The sequence below is a fragment of the Streptococcus sp. ELY_125 genome (assembly GCF_058314535.1).
This window is the reverse complement of sequence record NZ_JBZFUM010000022.1, coordinates 26,496-42,674: the sequence shown is the minus strand read 5'-3', so window position 1 is coordinate 42,674 and position 16,179 is coordinate 26,496. Positions and strand designations below refer to the sequence as shown.

Annotated in this window: 17 protein-coding genes and 1 pseudogene; 2 read left to right on the top strand and 16 right to left on the bottom strand. The window is 41.4% G+C overall.

Features of this window, described 5'->3' with window-relative positions; all coding sequences use genetic code 11:
- Nucleotides 1-234: 234 nt before the first annotated feature.
- From AC4HAL_RS08945 to AC4HAL_RS08900, 10 genes are all read right to left on the bottom strand, one after another.
- Nucleotides 235-801: a TMEM175 family protein gene (locus AC4HAL_RS08945; protein WP_491093879.1), complete on the bottom strand. Its 567-nt coding sequence runs from the start codon at nucleotides 799-801 to the stop codon at nucleotides 235-237.
- Nucleotides 794-1,849, bottom strand: a complete 1,056-nt coding sequence (locus tag AC4HAL_RS08940; RefSeq protein ID WP_491093878.1) for an LLM class flavin-dependent oxidoreductase — start codon at nucleotides 1,847-1,849, stop codon at nucleotides 794-796. Before AC4HAL_RS08940 ends, AC4HAL_RS08945 begins: the two co-directional genes overlap by 8 nt.
- Complete coding sequence (locus AC4HAL_RS08935) at nucleotides 1,849-2,004, bottom strand: hypothetical protein (protein ID WP_491093877.1); 156 nt, start codon at nucleotides 2,002-2,004, stop codon at nucleotides 1,849-1,851. The genes AC4HAL_RS08940 and AC4HAL_RS08935 overlap by 1 nt, the downstream gene beginning before the upstream one ends.
- 1 nt (nucleotide 2,005) lies before the next feature.
- Nucleotides 2,006-2,656 carry a DsbA family oxidoreductase gene (locus AC4HAL_RS08930; RefSeq protein ID WP_491093876.1) on the bottom strand — a complete coding sequence of 217 codons (651 nt, stop codon included), beginning with the start codon at nucleotides 2,654-2,656 and terminating at the stop codon, nucleotides 2,006-2,008.
- A gap of 17 nt (nucleotides 2,657-2,673) precedes the next feature.
- Entirely contained in the window at nucleotides 2,674-2,853 is a 180-nt protein-coding gene (locus AC4HAL_RS08925) for a type Z 30S ribosomal protein S14 (RefSeq protein WP_491093875.1), read from the bottom strand.
- A gap of 1 nt (nucleotide 2,854) precedes the next feature.
- Nucleotides 2,855-3,127: a hypothetical protein gene (locus AC4HAL_RS08920; RefSeq protein ID WP_491093874.1), complete on the bottom strand. Its 273-nt coding sequence runs from the start codon at nucleotides 3,125-3,127 to the stop codon at nucleotides 2,855-2,857.
- Nucleotides 3,124-4,041: a thioredoxin-disulfide reductase gene (gene trxB, locus AC4HAL_RS08915; RefSeq protein WP_491093873.1), complete on the bottom strand. Its 918-nt coding sequence runs from the start codon at nucleotides 4,039-4,041 to the stop codon at nucleotides 3,124-3,126. Before trxB ends, AC4HAL_RS08920 begins: the two co-directional genes overlap by 4 nt.
- Before the next feature lie 9 nt (nucleotides 4,042-4,050).
- Nucleotides 4,051-4,362, bottom strand: coding sequence for a thioredoxin (gene trxA, locus AC4HAL_RS08910; RefSeq protein WP_491093872.1), 312 nt, complete (start codon nucleotides 4,360-4,362; stop codon nucleotides 4,051-4,053).
- A gap of 184 nt (nucleotides 4,363-4,546) precedes the next feature.
- Nucleotides 4,547-5,209: an ArsR/SmtB family transcription factor gene (locus AC4HAL_RS08905; RefSeq protein WP_491093871.1), complete on the bottom strand. Its 663-nt coding sequence runs from the start codon at nucleotides 5,207-5,209 to the stop codon at nucleotides 4,547-4,549.
- Nucleotides 5,210-6,025: 816 nt separating this feature from the next.
- The gene (locus AC4HAL_RS08900) at nucleotides 6,026-8,068 is read right to left on the bottom strand and encodes a heavy metal translocating P-type ATPase (RefSeq protein WP_491093870.1); all 2,043 of its coding nucleotides are present in this window, start codon (nucleotides 8,066-8,068) and stop codon (nucleotides 6,026-6,028) included.
- A gap of 776 nt (nucleotides 8,069-8,844) precedes the next feature.
- On the opposite strand from AC4HAL_RS08900, the gene AC4HAL_RS08895 reads away from it, so the two are divergent.
- On the top strand, nucleotides 8,845-10,104 hold the full coding sequence (locus AC4HAL_RS08895) for an ISL3 family transposase (RefSeq protein WP_491093869.1): 1,260 nt from the start codon (nucleotides 8,845-8,847) through the stop codon (nucleotides 10,102-10,104).
- A gap of 59 nt (nucleotides 10,105-10,163) precedes the next feature.
- Here AC4HAL_RS08895 and AC4HAL_RS08890 read toward each other — a convergent pair whose 3' ends face one another.
- From AC4HAL_RS08890 to AC4HAL_RS08865, 6 genes and pseudogenes are all read right to left on the bottom strand, one after another.
- A complete protein-coding gene (locus AC4HAL_RS08890) occupies nucleotides 10,164-10,856 on the bottom strand; it encodes a GNAT family N-acetyltransferase (RefSeq protein ID WP_491093868.1) in 693 nt (230 codons plus the stop codon).
- Between the two features lie 714 nt (nucleotides 10,857-11,570).
- Nucleotides 11,571-11,771: pseudogene (locus AC4HAL_RS08885) on the bottom strand (replication-associated recombination protein A); the annotation flags it as partial.
- Nucleotides 11,749-12,735 carry an alcohol dehydrogenase catalytic domain-containing protein gene (locus AC4HAL_RS08880; RefSeq protein WP_491093867.1) on the bottom strand — a complete coding sequence of 329 codons (987 nt, stop codon included), beginning with the start codon at nucleotides 12,733-12,735 and terminating at the stop codon, nucleotides 11,749-11,751. The gene AC4HAL_RS08880 and the pseudogene AC4HAL_RS08885, both read right to left, overlap by 23 nt.
- Nucleotides 12,736-12,745: 10 nt before the next feature.
- Nucleotides 12,746-13,198 (bottom strand): MarR family winged helix-turn-helix transcriptional regulator, encoded by a 453-nt coding sequence (locus tag AC4HAL_RS08875; RefSeq protein ID WP_491093866.1) that lies wholly within the window; start codon nucleotides 13,196-13,198, stop codon nucleotides 12,746-12,748.
- A 478-nt stretch (nucleotides 13,199-13,676) separates the two neighbouring features.
- The gene (locus tag AC4HAL_RS08870; protein ID WP_491093865.1) at nucleotides 13,677-14,180 is read right to left on the bottom strand and encodes a cyclophilin-like fold protein; all 504 of its coding nucleotides are present in this window, start codon (nucleotides 14,178-14,180) and stop codon (nucleotides 13,677-13,679) included.
- Entirely contained in the window at nucleotides 14,177-15,151 is a 975-nt protein-coding gene (locus tag AC4HAL_RS08865; protein ID WP_491093864.1) for an alpha/beta hydrolase, read from the bottom strand. The genes AC4HAL_RS08870 and AC4HAL_RS08865 overlap by 4 nt, the downstream gene beginning before the upstream one ends.
- 148 nt (nucleotides 15,152-15,299) lie before the next feature.
- Between AC4HAL_RS08865 and AC4HAL_RS08860 the strand changes: the two genes are divergently transcribed.
- A complete protein-coding gene (locus tag AC4HAL_RS08860) occupies nucleotides 15,300-16,169 on the top strand; it encodes a LysR family transcriptional regulator (protein ID WP_491093863.1) in 870 nt (289 codons plus the stop codon).
- Nucleotides 16,170-16,179 lie beyond the last annotated feature (10 nt).

Here is a 16,179-nt window from a genome sequence, read left to right as displayed (position 1 = left end):
AGGCCTTTTTATTTTGACCAAATTCAAGTAAATACCTTAGTTATTGTCACCTCAGGCCATATTTTTCTAGAGAATTTTTAAAAAAAGACAAACTCCCAAAAAGAAGTTTGTCTTCGGTCTGAAATAGCCACAAAAGTGGCTATTTCTGTAACTCACACAGATGACAGCTAATAATATTTTTACCAATAGAGAGCTTATCACTCTTTCATGATTTCAGCTTGGTAAGTCTTCTGGCTAACTACCTTGGTTGCTTAAGAAGCCATAAATCACATTAACGATCATGAGTAAGGGACCAAATGGGATAAAGGTAGGCCAGAGGTAACTAATGACAAGAATAATGAGCAATTGTAGTCCATAAAGTTTAGCCCAACGATAGGGAGCCTGTCGCTCTTTATTCGTTAATTGCTTAGTGGTCGTCTTTAGTAAGACGGTTGTCATAAGGAGCCAAGCCAGATCCCATAACGCTAACACAATCAGATAAAACACTAGAGCTGCAAAACTATCGCTGTATTGCCCTACAGCCCGGGTTGCCAAAGGGACTAGGCTAGCAGCTAGTAACCAGATACTATTAGCACCAAAGACCCGAAAACTCATCTGATCCAGTGATTGGAACAGCTCATGGTAATACAGCCAAACTGTCATAATTTGTAAAAAACTAGCGATATAGACAAAAAGCATTGGGAGAATTTCAAGAAAGCCGGATAACGTTAGTTCTTTTGGCAGCTGTAGCTCCAAAGCCATAATGGTCACTATAATGGCTAAAATGGCATCTGAAAAGGCTTCGATTCGTTTTTTATCCATGTGACGTGACACCTTTTTGTACGAGCTCAGCTAGCAGGCGGTAAGATTTTGCTTGGGCAGCCTGATCATAAATAAAACTATTCACCATGATTTCATCAAATGCTAGTCTAGTTTGTAGATCTGCCAGCTGGTGAGAGACTGTCTCGGGAGAGCCTAAGAGGGTAACTGCTGACATTTGTCTAACAGCCGCCTTTTCACGGTAAATGAGATCTTCCTTAGCAAATGCCACTGGTCCAAAATGAGGAACTTTTTCAGCTTTGACATAATTACGCCAGACCTCATCATCACTTTCCTTTGGAGGTTGGAGACCTTGATGGCTATTGGTAATAATATTTAGAAAGGTCTGAGTTTGGCTGGTGGCTAATTTCTGGGCTTTTTGATCTGTTTCTGCCACAATAGCATTTAAGGCTAAAATAACGTAGGGAGTTTTTAGCTTGTCCGATGGCTGGAAATTTTGACGGTAAATCCTAATCGCCTCTTCCATCATGGCTGGTGCAAAATGCGCCGCAAAGACATACGGACGTCCCAGCTTAGCAGCTAGGTAAGCAGAGTCTGTACTAGACCCCAAAATATAAAATGGAATATCTAAGCCTGCTGCTGGATAGGCATGAACCGGTGATTCATCTTTAAAATAACTAGCTAAGGCTTGTAAATCTGTCTCAAAATCCGGATTTAAATCATCGGATCGACGGATGGCTCTTGCTGTTTGCATATCGGTCCCAGGAGCACGACCCAAGCCTAAATCAACACGATCAGGGTAAAGGGTCTCTAGCGTACCGTATTGCTCCGCAACTAAATAGGGACTATGATTTGGTAGCATGACCCCTCCTGAACCCACACGAATAGCCTTAGTCTGGTCCAGTGTTCTTTGGATGAGTAACTGAGTGGCACTACTCGCAATCATGTTGCTGTTATGGTGCTCAGCTATCCAGTAGCGTTTGTAACCATAGGATTCCACTTGTTTAGCCAAGGTTACCATATCATCCATTGCTTCCTTGTAAGACTGCCCCGTTCGTAAAGGGACTAAATTTAACACAGATAGTTCCATCAGTCTGTTTCCTCAATCTGTGTCATCTCACTGGTTTGTTCAACTGACTCAAGCAAGCCTGGATCAATGGCACAGCCATCAATACCACAGACAAGACCGATACCGTTTTCGTTGGCTCCAGTAGATTCAAAAAGATCTAATTTAAATTCTTTCATTCTAAACCTCTCCTTCTTCTGCTTGGATTTGTTTAAGGGCTGCTAACATATAGTCATAGGGCTGAGCACCGGAAATGCCATATTTCTGGTTAATTACAAAGAAGGGTGCTCCTTGCACACCTGATTGGTGAGCTTCAAGAATATCTTGTTTCACGTCACTTGAAAACTCTGTTCCATCTAAAAAAGTTGAAACCTCATCAGCTGGCAGACCGACTGCTGTCGCAGCGGAGACAAGGACTTCCTTATCAGCGATTGAGACATGATCTACAAAATAGAGCTGGTAGAGCTTCATGATCAAGCCTTGGTGATCTTCCTTAGACAAGCGTTTGCGCGCCCATTTGACTAAACGGTGGGCTGAGAAGGTATTGGTTGGAATAGCACCAGCAACATCTAGATGCAAGCCTTCCTCCTCACCCATAGCAGCCATGTGCTCAAATTGCAATTTGGCTTGCTCCTGGGTCATCCCGTGGCTGGCCGCAAATTGGGTTTGCATGGTTTCGTCAGTTTCTAAAGGCGCATTGGGATCTAATTGAAAGGCCTTCATTTCCAAATCATAGGGATCTAATCCCACCTCTCTCATCGCCCGTTTCATACGAGCTGCACCGATATAACAAAATGGGCAGGCAATATCTGACCAGTAACTAATTTCCATTGATAATTCCTTTCTTGTTACCAAGATGCTTTTTTCAATCCTGGAATCATTCCTTTATAAGCATTGCTACGTAGGCAAATCCGACAGAGTTGAAATTTGCGGTAGACCGAGTGTGGTCGCCCACAGGATTGGCAACGGCTGTACTCTTGGACAGCGAATTTCTTTTTCTTAGCTTGCTTGAATGTTTTTCTAGCCATACTAGGCAACCTCCTTTGCCATCAACTGCCCCTGCTCAAAGATGAGTAAACTGATTTGGTTTGGATTTAGTCCGTATAAGGGAATCAGTTTAGGGACTTGAAATATATCTGCTTGATAAAGAGGGAGATTACGGTCTCTTGCTTCTTTCATCAAGGCTCTTTGCCCTAAGGGAGAGAGACTGCACTGATTGGCAGAGACTAAGAGCGCAAGACGAGCTGTCGCTGAGACAAGTTCTTTTAATTCCAAAGTTGATGTGATACTATCTTGAGTCATTGGTTGAGATACTCCAAAACATCTAGAGCAGCAATGGCACCACTAGCAGCTGCTGTTACCGCCTGTTGATACTTAGGATCTTGGACATCACCTGCTGCATAAATACCTTCTACTGTTGTCTTTGAATTTCCTGGTTCTGTTTTGATATAGCCCTTATCATCTAAGGCGATCTTACCCTGTAAAAATTCAGTATTTGGATGGTGTCCGATAGCTACAAACAAACCATCTGCCTTGAGGTCAACCACCTCTCCCGTCTCGTTATCTTTGAGATCAAGTCCAGTCATACCTAGCATGTCTGACTGGACCTCAAGCGGGGTGTAGTTGAGCATCCAATGAATCTTATCATTGGCTTTTGCCCGCTGAACCATAATATCTGATGCTCTTAACTCTTTTCGACGATGCACAAGGGTCACCTTGGAAGCAAACTTGGTTAGAAAGATCGCCTCTTCCATGGCAACATCACCTCCACCGACCACGACAATTTCGCGTTCTTTATAAAAGAAGGCATCACAGGTTGCACAAGCACTGACACCCTTTCCAATCACTTCTTCTTCGCCAGGAATTCCTAGGTACTTAGCACTGGAACCTGTCGCAATAATGACCGCTTTGGTTTGAAGGGCCTCTCCATTATCCAGATGAATGGTAAATGGGGAAACATCTCCTTCAATATTTTCAACCAAACCAAAGGTCATTTCAGTCCCAAATTGCTCGGCTTGTTGGCGCATGCTTTCAACAAGTTCATTACCATCTACACCTTCTTTAAAACCAGGGTAATTTTCAACTAGAGTTGTCGTTGTCAACTGACCTCCCTGAGAATACCCTGAAATTAACCGATTCTTTAAACCAGAACGGCTCAGATAAATCCCTGCCGTGTATCCGGCAGGACCTGATCCAATAATAATCGCATCGTACATAACCTTCTCCTATAATTGACTGGCCAACTTATCGGCCAGAATTTTTTTAGATTGAACACCGATTGTTGCATCGACCGGCTTTCCATCTTTAAAGAAAATAAGGGTAGGGATGGAACGGACATTGAACAATTGGGCTAGCTCAGGTGATTGATCGACGTCAACCTTAGTCACGCTGGCTTTCCCGTCAAATTCCTGCGCTAACTCTTCTACGACTGGCTCAATCATCTTACATGGTGGGCACCAGGTCGCACCAAAATCTACCAATGTGACACCAGCCTGGATTTCTTGTGCAAAAGTTTCAGTTGTTAGTTGTTTTGTCATGATAGCCTCCTCTATGATATTCAACTAATTCGTTGAATAGAGTTTTAAAAAAAACAGCATTTTTATATTCAATCATTTAATTGAATAATTGAATTATAGCATGTTTCAATAAAAGATCAACTATTTTGCTCAACTGTACTAAAAAAAGTAGTTGACTTTTTAGCAAACTACTTTTTACATTGACTTATTTGATGGCTAAACCTGTGCCCCATTTCCAATCTGCAAAACTTCGATTAAGGCTAAAAGCTTGATAGCCCATGTTCTGTAAATCTTGGGCAGCTAGATTAGCGTAACCACATTGACGACCACGACAGTAGAGGATAATTTTTTTATCTTTTGGCAGCTTCGTTTTTCTCTGAGCAAACTCGTCAATCGGTAGATTCAGCGCTCTTGGCAGATGCCCAGCTTCAAACTCCTCAGCTGGTCGAAGATCAACCAAGACAACATCTGCCTGCTCAGACATCTCCACTGCCTTATCCAAAGTTAGTTGGCTAACTCCAGCCGCTTGATCATAATCTTTCTCAATAGCACGAACTTCAGCAAGCTGCTCCTCACCTACATCAAATAATAAAAGGATAAGCTGAGCCACTTTTTCTGAAGCCAAACTATAACGAATATAATTTCCATTGCGGTGCGTCACTACTAAATGACTGTCTTTTAGCACTTGAAGGTGTCGTGATGTATTAGCAACCGAAAGGCCAGTTGCTTGTGCAATCCCCTCTACCGATTTAGGGCCCTGTGATAATATATTTAAAATTTCAATCCGCTTCTCACTACCCAATCCTTTGGTCAAATGAGATAAAGCCTTGTATAGATTAGTTTTATAATGGTTGATTGTTTCCTGCATATTATTGACTCCTATATTATTCAATTAGATAGTAAAATAACATGCTGAAATTGTCAATGATCTTCACTTCTGAAATGCTCTCCCAACACACTCCCACACTTCTTCCATAAAAGCGATCTTACCACTCCTACAAAAACAATTACTCGGTTATCAATTAATACAAATGTGTCATAATGTAAAAGCCTATCTATAAAGAAGATAAAAAAACACTTCTGTTAGCATCTAGTAAACTAGAATCAGAAGTGTCTTTTTATTTGTTATCTCTGCTATATCTAATCTTGCAGAGACCTTTTCTGGTAGCCGTTAGCATCAAAGTTATCAGGTGAAAGCCACCGCTCAAAGCGTATTTATTCAACAGTCCATTCTTTTTTCTATTTATTTCGATATATTTCCCCTACTGGTCCACCTCTCTACTACAAGGAAATTTGAAACAGACAAGCCAGCACCTCTCTCTTTACTCCCTCCCTCATAGCAGTGTAGCTTAAGGATGAAGGAAGTAACTAGCAAATAGGAGATATGATATATTTCTTAATTTCCTTGGGTAACGTATAGATATTTTTTAGTCATTGCTTACCCTTTCTCAAGGAATCACTGATGAGACGCACGAGTGCTACCTTTTTTAAGAAACTTACCTATACTTATTTCTTAAATAAGTTTACAATATTTTGTCCCACTCTCAGATTTTAAAGCAATATGATGAATATCCGCACCACTGAGAAAAGATTCGGATTACTAATACGAATAGGTAAGTCCTTTGTATAAAACGTTAGCCGGATTTTACCTTAGAGTTGAGGAGGCCCTACACGATGTCTTTTCCTATCCTTGTCCTTTCATTTTCAGGGTCATCGCATTAATCGCAACAATAACCGTGGATAATGACATGAGAATAGCACCAGCAGCTGGATTTAAGATAAATCCGATTGGGGCTAATATTCCAGCAGCTAATGGAATAGCCAGAATATTATAGCCAGCTCCCCAAATCAAGTTTTGTACCATTTTTCTTCTTGTATTTTTGGCTAGATCTAAAAAGTATAAGATATCCTTTAACCTACTATTGGTCAAGACAAGATCTGCAGATTCGATAGCGATATCAGTACCTGCCCCTATTGCAATGCCAAGAGTGGCACTGGCTAAGCTTGGTGCATCATTGATCCCATCGCCTACCATGGCTACTTGATCTCCCTGAGCCACTAACTCGGCTACCTTTTTTTCTTTATCGCTTGGTAACATCTCTGCGAAATAGTTTGTGATTCCTAAGTAGTCAGCAACAGCCTTAGCTGAGTCTTTATTATCTCCAGTCATCATGATTGGGGTAATCCCATGATTTTTTAGTGACTTAATAAATTCGGCTGAATCAGATTTAACAGTATCACCCAGAGCAATCATACCTGCCAATATACCGTCGACAATAAGAAAGGTTAATGTATTTCCCTGTTCTTGATAAGGTTTGATAACTTTTGGATCAATATTAAATCCAAGGAGTTTGATGGCTTTGTAGCTTAAAATTTGGACTTCTTTATTATCAATTAGACCTCGAATTCCTTTACCAGAGATATTCTCTGTCTCCTGTGCATCCCTTACGGGAATGTTGCGTTCAGAAATATAGTTAACAATACTGGTTGAGATAGGGTGATTTGATGTTTTTTCTAGTGCTCCGTAAAAAGCTAAAACATCTTCAGCAGTGTAGTGGGAGAACTGTTCAACACCTGTAACATCGAATTTTCCTTCTGTCAAAGTACCAGTTTTGTCTAAAACCATTTTATTTAGATGACTGGAAACTTCGAGAGCTGAGCGACGTTTTAATAATAGTCCGTTTTGAGCAGCCATTGATGTTGAACGAGAAACGACAAGCGGAATCGCTAATCCCAGAGCGTGTGGACAGGCGATAACCAGTACTGTCACTGTAAATTTAAGTGCCGTTGGCAAATCTGCTATCAACAACCAAACGATAAAGGTCACAATACCAACACTAACGGCCACATAGAATAACCATTTGGCCACCTTGTCGGAAAGGACTTCCAAATGAGACTTTTCATCCTGCGCTTTTCGTACCAGCTCCATGACTTGAGCTAGGAAGCTGCTTTCTCCAGTACCAGTTACCCTCATTTGAATAGTCCCATTGCCATTAATAGAACCTCCGATGACACTATCTCCTACATCTTTAATAATTCCCCTAGATTCACCGGTAACGGCTGATTCATCCGCAATTGTTGAGCCAGATTCGATGATTCCATCAGCAGGCATTTTATCACCGGCACGTACTAAGAGAACATCGCCTTCTTTTACGTTTTCGAGAGCTACATTCTCCTCCTTACCATCGGTGATACGAGTAACTTCATCGGGTAAAAGCTTGGCCAATTGCTCTAGTGAAGAGTTTGCATTGGATATAGCCTTCATCTCAATCCAGTGACCTAATAGCATAATAACTACCAGTGTCACCAATTCCCAGAAGAAATCCATAACATGATCGCCTCCGATAAAGTTATTGGCAATGAAGGCATAGACACTATAGAAATAAGCAACAGATATCCCCATAGCAACCAGGGTCATCATACCAGGACTTTTCGCCTTGATTTCATCTTTAGCACCAGTAATGAAGGGCATCCCGCCATAGAAAAATACAGCTGTCGAGAGAATTAATACTATCCAATTGGACCCAGGGAAGATAAATTGAAACGGTAGTTTCAACCCCATAATTGGTGATAAAAATAGCACAGGAAGAGATAGAATAAGACTTACCCAAAACTTTTTCTTGAACATTTCAGCATGGCCACTATGAGCCATTCCACCCCCATGACTGTGGTGAGTCGCATGTGAAGAATGAGACCTATCCATGTGATGATTGTGTTGATGATTCATAACAGACTCCTTTTAGTTTTTAAAAATTATGATAATGGCATTGACTCTAAAGGCACTGACACTGGAATATTTTGAGTGCTACTTTTTCTTTAAGTAAGAGCATTAAGGTTTTGATGTCAGTTATACTATAGATAAATCTGGACCATCAATCTGGTACTTTATTAAAACAGCATCTTAGTATGGCTAAATAGCTGAAGTAAGACAATCCTTCGTAAGCCTAAACACCCCTCATGATTTACCACTCACTTCCAGTTACATCAGGCATCGCTATACCTCCTCAATTCAAACTACAACTGTAGTTTTGTTTACATTTGTAGTTTAAAACTGATATAGCAGAATGTCAAGAATTCTAATCGGTTCTAGACGAGTAAGATCCTAAAAAAGAAGACTAAAACATTTCAAAACGTCTGTCCACTGGCTTTATAGCAGAAATGATTAAAAGAGGTATAATGAAAATCCGCTCCTCATCTAGTCACAAGTCTGTAAAACGAGGATAGCTAGAAAACTCGAAACTGATAATAAAAAATTATTAAATCATACCTTATTTGTTAACAAAGTTCACATGAGCATTAAGCACTGCACTCATTATCAATCAGGTAAATAAAAAGCACTCCTGTTAGCATCTAGTACCCTAGAATCAGAAGTGTTTTTTTATGGCTCTATAATTTCTGTAGTGGGTAACTCCACTTAGGAAGTTATAGGGCTTTTTGAGTACAAAAAAAGTCCCACAAGACTTATAATGAAAAGCATTCAAACAACTCATTAGAAAGACTCTTATGGAACACCTCAATCATACCACACAACTCATCGGAATCAAAGATAAAAATATTACCTTAAATCATGTCATTAAGCACAATACTCATATCGACGTCATGGCAACTCTTGACTATCACCCTCCGAAATGCAGACATTGCAGAGGAAAACAGATCAAATACGATTTCCAAAAGCCTTCTAAAATCCCCTTTATCGAAATTGGTGGCTTCCCTAGTCTCATTCGTTTGAAAAAGAGACGATTTCAATGCAAAGTCTGTCGTAAAGTCACTGTATCTGAAACCAATCTTGTTAAGAAAAATTGCCAAATTTCTGAGATGGTGAGACTGAAGGTGGCTCAGCTATTACTCAACAGAGAAGCTTTAACCCATATCGCTTCTAAGTTGGCTGTCTCTACCTCTACCGTCTATCGCAAGCTCAACCAATGTCATTTCCAAGAGGATTACGCCACGTTACCAGAAGTTCTCTCCTGGGACGAATTCTCTTATCAAAAAGGCAAACTAGCTTTCATCGCTCAAGATTTCAAGACCAAGAAAATCATCACTATTCTCGATAACAGAAGACAAGCAACCATTCGAAATCATTTCTTTAAGTACTCTAAGGAAGCCAGAAATAGGGTCAAAGTCGTCACGGTCGATATGTCCGGAAGTTACATTCCTCTCATTAAACGACTATTTCCTAAAGCTAAAATTGTCCTCGATCGCTTTCATATTGTCCAGCTCATGAGTCGTGCGCTCAATCAAACAAGAGTCCAGATCATGAATCAATGGGATAAGAAATCCCTTGAATACCGCGCTCTTAAATATCACTGGAAGCTCTTTCTAAAAGATAGCCGGAAACTTTCTTTTAACACTTTCTACTCTCGGACTTTTAGAGAAACGCTGACGCCTAAACAATGTCTCAATAAGATGATAGTCAAGCTAGTCCCTGAACTAAAAGGCTATTATGACCTTTACCAGCTGCTCCTTTTTCACTTGCAGGAGAAGAATACCAAGCAATTTTTTGACCTCATCTATGATACGTTACCGTATCTCAATCACACCTTCAAAGTTGCTTTGAACACTGTCAGTCGCTATAAGGATTTTATTACCAATGCCATTGAACTTCCTTATTCTAACGCCAAGTTAGAAGCTACTAACAAACTCATCAAAGACATCAAGCGCAATGCTTTTGGATTCAGAAACTTCGACAGCTTAAAAAAACGCATTTACCTCGCTTTGAACATAGAAAAAGAGAAGACAAAATTTATCTCCTCTCGTGCTTAGCTATAAGTCACCCACTACAGTTGACAAAGAGCCTTTTTTATTTGTTATCTCTGCTATATCTAATCTTGCAGAGATCTTTTCTGTTGGCCGTTGGCATCAAAATTATCGGGTGAGAGCCACCGCTCAAAGCGTACTTTCTGAGCAGGCCATTCCTTATCAAGAATGGAGAACCAATTCGTATCACGGCTGCGTCCCTTATAGACCATGTGCTGACGGAAGGTTCCTTCGAAGGTAAAGCCCAAACGAAGAGCGGCCTGATGCGAACGCTGGTTGAGAGCATCACACTTCCATTCATAGCGGCGATACTGCAACTCTTCAAAGACATAAGACATGGCCAGATATTGAGCTTCTGTCGCTGCGATGGAATGCTGCAAGACCGGAGAATAAACAACACATCCCATTTCAATAGTACGGTTGGCAGGATTGATACGCATCAGAGAAAAGAGGCCGACGACTCTATCCCTTTCTTTATCTCGAATGGCAAAGAAATAGGCATCTGTCTTGTGCGATAAACTCACTAGCCAATCAGACACTTCGTGACGCGTTTCAAAGGGACCAACAGGTAAATAGGTCCAATCTTGTGGCTGTCCATTGGTAACAGCAAAGTCATAGATATCATCCAAATGCTTCTCAACATCCAAGTGCTCCAAGACAACTGTCCTTCCAGTAAGCACCGCAACATCTGGAAAAGCACCGGGAGTGAAGTTCGGGAGAGACTCTCCGATTTTTTGATGAAATTCATTATAAGGCATAGCAGTCCTCCTTATACTAAGATACAAAGCCGTTAAGCGACTCAAAGGAAAATAGGAAAGTCGACGCAGATGCAGTAGGCATCTAGGAGACTTTATCTTTTTCCACAGAGTCGTAGGCGTGTTCAGTTACTAAGATACAAAGCCGTTAAGCACTCCAAAGAAAAATAGGGAACCTGACGATGAATCGCTAAAGATTCAAGGAAGGTGAGTCTTTTTTCGCAGGAGTGTAGGCGTGTTCAGTCGCTAAGATACGGTAGCAACTTGTTATCTAAGAGCTTCGCACTTGATAACTAGGTAACTTGGCTACCTTTCTCCCTCCTCTTTAGAGAATCCATCCGATTTGCTCATCATTATAGCACCCGATCATTAAAAAAACAAGTAACCTCACTAGAAGCGCTGCACCTGTCTTACATTAAGCAGGCCAAGCTTTTAGGGCAGGCAATGCAGATGGTTAAGGAGAAAATGACTTTTAATCTCTTAGTCGACGCGATACCTTTTAGCCGTTATCAAATGATACTTTTGCTATTCCTATTACCGCTACTATAATAGGTTTTGCAAAGGAAAGCGATCTAAATGAGAGCCGTTTCCTTCTACTACCCAAAAATTCGTCGAATGACTGTTTTTCCAATCTTTAATAGAGTTCAAACGCTGTTTAATCCTACTTCTGGCGGCTTATAATAGATGTGACCGTTGATGCCTTTCAGGCCTAGTTTCCAAGGTTGTCTTACCAACATCAGGCGGCCCCCAGAAGATCATCGACGCAATCTGATTGCTATCGATCATCTGGCGTAAAAATTTACCTTCTCCCACCAAGTGTTTCTGGCCGATAAAATCATCCAAAGTCTTTGGGCGCACACAACTAGCTAAGGGGGCAGTCGCTTCCATATCTTGATCAAATAGAGATTTTTGTGTCATTTTGGGCCTCATCTAATAAAACAACATGTTTTCCAAGATTGTCGCGTTCATCCATTTGACGGTGAATATCTGGAAGGTCTTCTAAGCGGTGAATTCCCGCTGGTTTGACATCAAGCTTGTAATCGTCAATATAGGCAAACAGTTCCTTTACAGTCCCTTCATCAACAAGGCCTGAATAGGCCGTTGACAGATACTTATGATTTTGTAGAGCCATAATGGGATCAAAATCTTCTAAAAACCATTTACCCCCGAGTTGGCCGACACTTGAAACAATACCAAAAGGCCGCAAGTGACCAAGGCTATCCATAATCGTTGCGGGGCCAACCAGTTCCAGTATTTTGCTGTAGCTTTGCTTAGTCTGCAACTGACCATCTCTATCCTCAATAATGTCTGTAAATCCCAGCTCTTTTAACTGGGACTTTTTAGACAGGACTCTCGTCGTAGCCGTTATGATCATCTGTGGATATTTCGCCTTAGCTAACTGCAAAAAGGCCAGACCTAAACCGCTCGTACCACCACGGACTAGGACGGCATCCTCAGCCTTTAGCTGTAGATTTTTCATCGCCAGAAACGCGGTATAGTAAGTTTCAGGAACGGCAGCTAACCGTGTCCAGTCTAACCTAGTCTCAATAGGATAGATTTGATGATTAGGAACCAACACATACTCTGCGTAACTGCCATCAAAATCTCTGCCCATCTCACCCATAAGTGATACCACCGTTTGCCCAACTGGTAAACGTTTTTCATCGGTCGTTTGCTCTATTAGTCCGACCACCTCTATCCCTAAAATTCTCGGAAAGGTGACACTGGGTGAATAACCCTGCCGCGTAAAGATTTCTGAGCGATTGACACCGAATCCCTTCACCTTAATCAGCGACCAGCCTCTCCTTAGCTTAGGTTTAGAAACTTCCTTTAACTGAAGAACCTCAGGGCCGCCCGCTTTTTCCACAACAAATGCTTTCATAACTTCCTCCTTAGTGCCTGCTGTACCTTTCTTCCTCAGATTCCAGATTATTGAGGATACGTTGAAGATAACCTTCAACAGCCGTAATTTCCTCTTCTGTAAAACCTCGATAAAAGACATCACTCAATTTTTGACTGACAGACTGACCCACTTCTTGCTGACTCCGTCCCAGTGAGGTTGTTTCATAATAGCGCTTGCGCTTGTCACTTTCAGAGGCAAGGCTTGTAATCAAGCCTTGTTCTTCTAAGTGCTTTAGCATCAAGGATAAGCTGCTGGCAGCCAGTCCTGTCACCCTCGCCAAATCCGTTGCTGTTTGGGGCTGCCGCTCCCAGAGAGCAGATAAAATCTTCCCTTGCTCTGCCTTATACAGCGCTCGCTGATCCATTGCGAGATAGCGATTAAACAGTCGCCCATTTAATAATCGTATCTTGAGTGTCAGATATCCCCCATCCTTACCCGGCATTTCCAATCTCCTTTATTTCTATCTAAAATAAGTTAGTCACTTAAAAGCAAACTATTAGGACTAAATTTCTATCATAATTACTTTTATCTAAAACTTATTGCCATTTAAATCATAGTACACAAAAAGACCTTTGTCAAAGATTTACCCAATCAGCAGAACATTGAAAAGGAAACTTTTTCAGCTGTACTAATTTTTCAGAATTCATCAGAACTGCTTTTAATTATCTTATTGATGATAATTTCAACTAGAAAAGGCAACTACTCTCACCCTATGCTAGACCAAACAAATTTTAAAACTTAATAGTAAATATCACATTACAGCTGAAATGCAATTTTTAGTGACTTAAGGTAAGTGGAGCAATTTGTCAGCAGTCTAAAATTAAACGGAATATAGCAAATACCATAAAAATAAGGACTGGAGCCAGTATGGTTCCAATCCTATTTTACTATTTATTAGTTAGGTAAATTTCACAACACCTCTAGTCCTTTAAAGACAAGCTGAGGGTCACCTTTCCTTGCCCCAACTGCTGCTGCAGCTCCTTGCCTGAGTATCCTGAAATGTGACCAAGTTTCGTATAAGACCAGCTGTTAGAACCGTAAAAAATCACCAGTTTATCCCCCTGATAGAGCATGACATCGCCGCTTTCAGCTGTTTGGTTGGTGTCATCGGCTGGCAGAGAAAAAGGCAAATCTCCAACTTTTTCAAAACCGCCGTAATCGGATAGAGAAATTTCGATATCCTTCTGCGATAATTTATCTACTAAGGTGCGAGTAGCTTGATTATCCTCCAATTCCAGAGAAATTGTCTGATTTTTGAGTTTCAGAGTAATGTGATCTGTCATTTTATCCCTTTTCTCTTCTTTGGTCGTACGAGATTGATGCGCCGCTAAATCAGGTTCTGCTGCTTTTTTGGGCTGCTGACAGGCGCATAAGCTGACAGCTACCCAGCAGATGAGACCTAGAGTAAAAAAACGCTTTATCATAGGTTTTCTTTGACAAAATTTTCGATGTCATCAAACGGAATCTTATCCTTTTGGTCATAGAGATCAACATGGCTTGCCCCTTTGACAGTAATCATCTTCTTGTTGTCGCCTTTGAGTTTGGCAAAAGCATCTTTACCCATATAGTAGGAGTGGGCAGCATCTCCATGAATAAGGAGAACGCTATTTCGGATTTCATCGCTGTAGTAGAGAAAACGTGTATTAGCAAAGCTGGTATTGGCTTGAATAGCCCAGCCATCGTTTGAGTTGACACTGCGGGCATGGTAACCACGCGGTTGTTTGTAGTAGGCGTAATAGTCTTTGACAAACTGCGGTGCATCCTCAGGTAAGGGATCCACAACCCCGCCGGCAAGGGCATAGCTGCCATTTTTATAGTCAGCTGTCCGTTGCTTAGCTAGGCTCAAACGTTGTTGGTAACGAGCTTCTTCATTATCTGCATCGTCAAAATAGCCGTTTCCAGCCACTCGCGACATGTCATACATGGTTGAGACGACCGTCACTTTGATGCGAGGATCAATAGCTGCTGCATTAAGGGCAATCCCGCCAAAGCCGCAGATACCGATGATACCGATTTTTTCAGCATCAACCAAGTCACTGGTACTCAAATAGTCGACTGCTGCTTGGAAATCCTCCGTATTGATATCCGGTGATTGCATAAAACGTGGAAAACCACTGGATTCGCCAGTATAGGACGGGTCAAAGGCCATAGCTACAAAGCCGCGCTCTGCCATTTCTTGAGCATAAAGTCCTGAAGACTGCTCTTTGACAGCCCCGAAAGGTCCAGCTACTGCCAGTCCCGGCAATTTACCATTAGCATTCTTGGGAACATATAAATCCGCCGCCAAGGTGATACCAAAATGGTTTTGAAAGGTCACCTTTTGGTGATTCACGTGATTGCTTTTTGGAAAAACCTTATCCCATTCCTGTGTCAGGTTAAAACGTTGTTCAGTCATAATCATTCTCCTTAAATTCTTTGTTGGTAACTATAGTATAAGCCAACAACTATGCCATTACAAATACTTATATTGTATTTATAGAATGCCTTTTAAGCATATATTGAATTTTCATGGTATACTAGCTTAGAAAGGACTATGACTAATTATGGATATACGTGTTTTACAATACTTTGTGACCATTGCTGAAGAAAAATCGATTTCCAAAGCCGCCCAGAAGCGGCACATTACCCAACCAACCCTCTCACGTCAAATGAAGGATTTAGAGGAAGAACTTGGTACCCAGCTCCTCCATCGCGGGAGTCGTGAAATAAGCCTGACTGAGGATGGTCACTACCTCTACAATCGGGCCTTGGAAATCCTATCGCTAGTTGATAAAACCACTAACAATCTAGTCGATAAGGGCCCCATCTCAGGGCCGATCGCTATCGGTGCTGCTGAAGGACGGTCCATTAAAACGGTCATCGACCAAGCTAAAGCTTTCCAAGAGGAATTCCCTAATACCAGATTTGATGTGACCAGCGGCAACGCCGATGACATCATCGAAAAAATTAATGCCGGTATCTTGGATTTAGGGATCGTTACGAGAGATGTCAACCATGAACAATTCAAGAGCATGCCTTTGCCATCTCAGGAAACTTGGGGTGCTCTCCTGCCAAAAGCTCATCCATTGGCAAATCAAAAAAGTCTTCAGTTGAAGGATCTTGAGCCTTACCCTCTTATTATCACCAATCAGAAGGAAGCCAGACATTTATTTCTTGAAAGGATTGGGAAAAAAGCAAAGTTGGCTGCTACATTTAATCTCGTTTATAACGCCAGTCTTATGGTCGAGTCTGGTATGGGAATCGCAATTGCTTGGCCCAATCTCGTCAATACTGATAGTCCAACTAGTCCCTTAACATTCATACCGCTTACCGATGACTTACCAGCTATCAGCCTCTACCTGATCTGGAAGAGGCACAGTCAGTTGGCACGAGTTGTTCAAAGCTTTCTGAGCTTCCTCAAAGAAAATCTTTAGATAATTGGAA

What these genes read in the sequence shown, in the direction of transcription:
- AC4HAL_RS08945 (WP_491093879.1), bottom strand. Translation starts at nt 801, where the DNA reads ATGGATAAAAAACGAATCGAAGCCTTTTCAGATGCCATTTTAGCCATT.
- AC4HAL_RS08940 (WP_491093878.1), bottom strand. Translation starts at nt 1,849, where the DNA reads ATGGAACTATCTGTGTTAAATTTAGTCCCTTTACGAACGGGGCAGTCT.
- AC4HAL_RS08935 (WP_491093877.1), bottom strand. Translation starts at nt 2,004, where the DNA reads ATGAAAGAATTTAAATTAGATCTTTTTGAATCTACTGGAGCCAACGAA.
- AC4HAL_RS08930 (WP_491093876.1), bottom strand. Translation starts at nt 2,656, where the DNA reads ATGGAAATTAGTTACTGGTCAGATATTGCCTGCCCATTTTGTTATATC.
- AC4HAL_RS08925 (WP_491093875.1), bottom strand. Translation starts at nt 2,853, where the DNA reads ATGGCTAGAAAAACATTCAAGCAAGCTAAGAAAAAGAAATTCGCTGTC.
- AC4HAL_RS08920 (WP_491093874.1), bottom strand. Translation starts at nt 3,127, where the DNA reads ATGACTCAAGATAGTATCACATCAACTTTGGAATTAAAAGAACTTGTC.
- trxB (WP_491093873.1), bottom strand. Translation starts at nt 4,041, where the DNA reads ATGTACGATGCGATTATTATTGGATCAGGTCCTGCCGGATACACGGCA.
- trxA (WP_491093872.1), bottom strand. Translation starts at nt 4,362, where the DNA reads ATGACAAAACAACTAACAACTGAAACTTTTGCACAAGAAATCCAGGCT.
- AC4HAL_RS08905 (WP_491093871.1), bottom strand. Translation starts at nt 5,209, where the DNA reads ATGCAGGAAACAATCAACCATTATAAAACTAATCTATACAAGGCTTTA.
- AC4HAL_RS08900 (WP_491093870.1), bottom strand. Translation starts at nt 8,068, where the DNA reads ATGAATCATCAACACAATCATCACATGGATAGGTCTCATTCTTCACAT.
- AC4HAL_RS08895 (WP_491093869.1), top strand. Translation starts at nt 8,845, where the DNA reads ATGGAACACCTCAATCATACCACACAACTCATCGGAATCAAAGATAAA.
- AC4HAL_RS08890 (WP_491093868.1), bottom strand. Translation starts at nt 10,856, where the DNA reads ATGCCTTATAATGAATTTCATCAAAAAATCGGAGAGTCTCTCCCGAAC.
- AC4HAL_RS08880 (WP_491093867.1), bottom strand. Translation starts at nt 12,735, where the DNA reads ATGAAAGCATTTGTTGTGGAAAAAGCGGGCGGCCCTGAGGTTCTTCAG.
- AC4HAL_RS08875 (WP_491093866.1), bottom strand. Translation starts at nt 13,198, where the DNA reads ATGCCGGGTAAGGATGGGGGATATCTGACACTCAAGATACGATTATTA.
- AC4HAL_RS08870 (WP_491093865.1), bottom strand. Translation starts at nt 14,180, where the DNA reads ATGATAAAGCGTTTTTTTACTCTAGGTCTCATCTGCTGGGTAGCTGTC.
- AC4HAL_RS08865 (WP_491093864.1), bottom strand. Translation starts at nt 15,151, where the DNA reads ATGACTGAACAACGTTTTAACCTGACACAGGAATGGGATAAGGTTTTT.
- AC4HAL_RS08860 (WP_491093863.1), top strand. Translation starts at nt 15,300, where the DNA reads ATGGATATACGTGTTTTACAATACTTTGTGACCATTGCTGAAGAAAAA.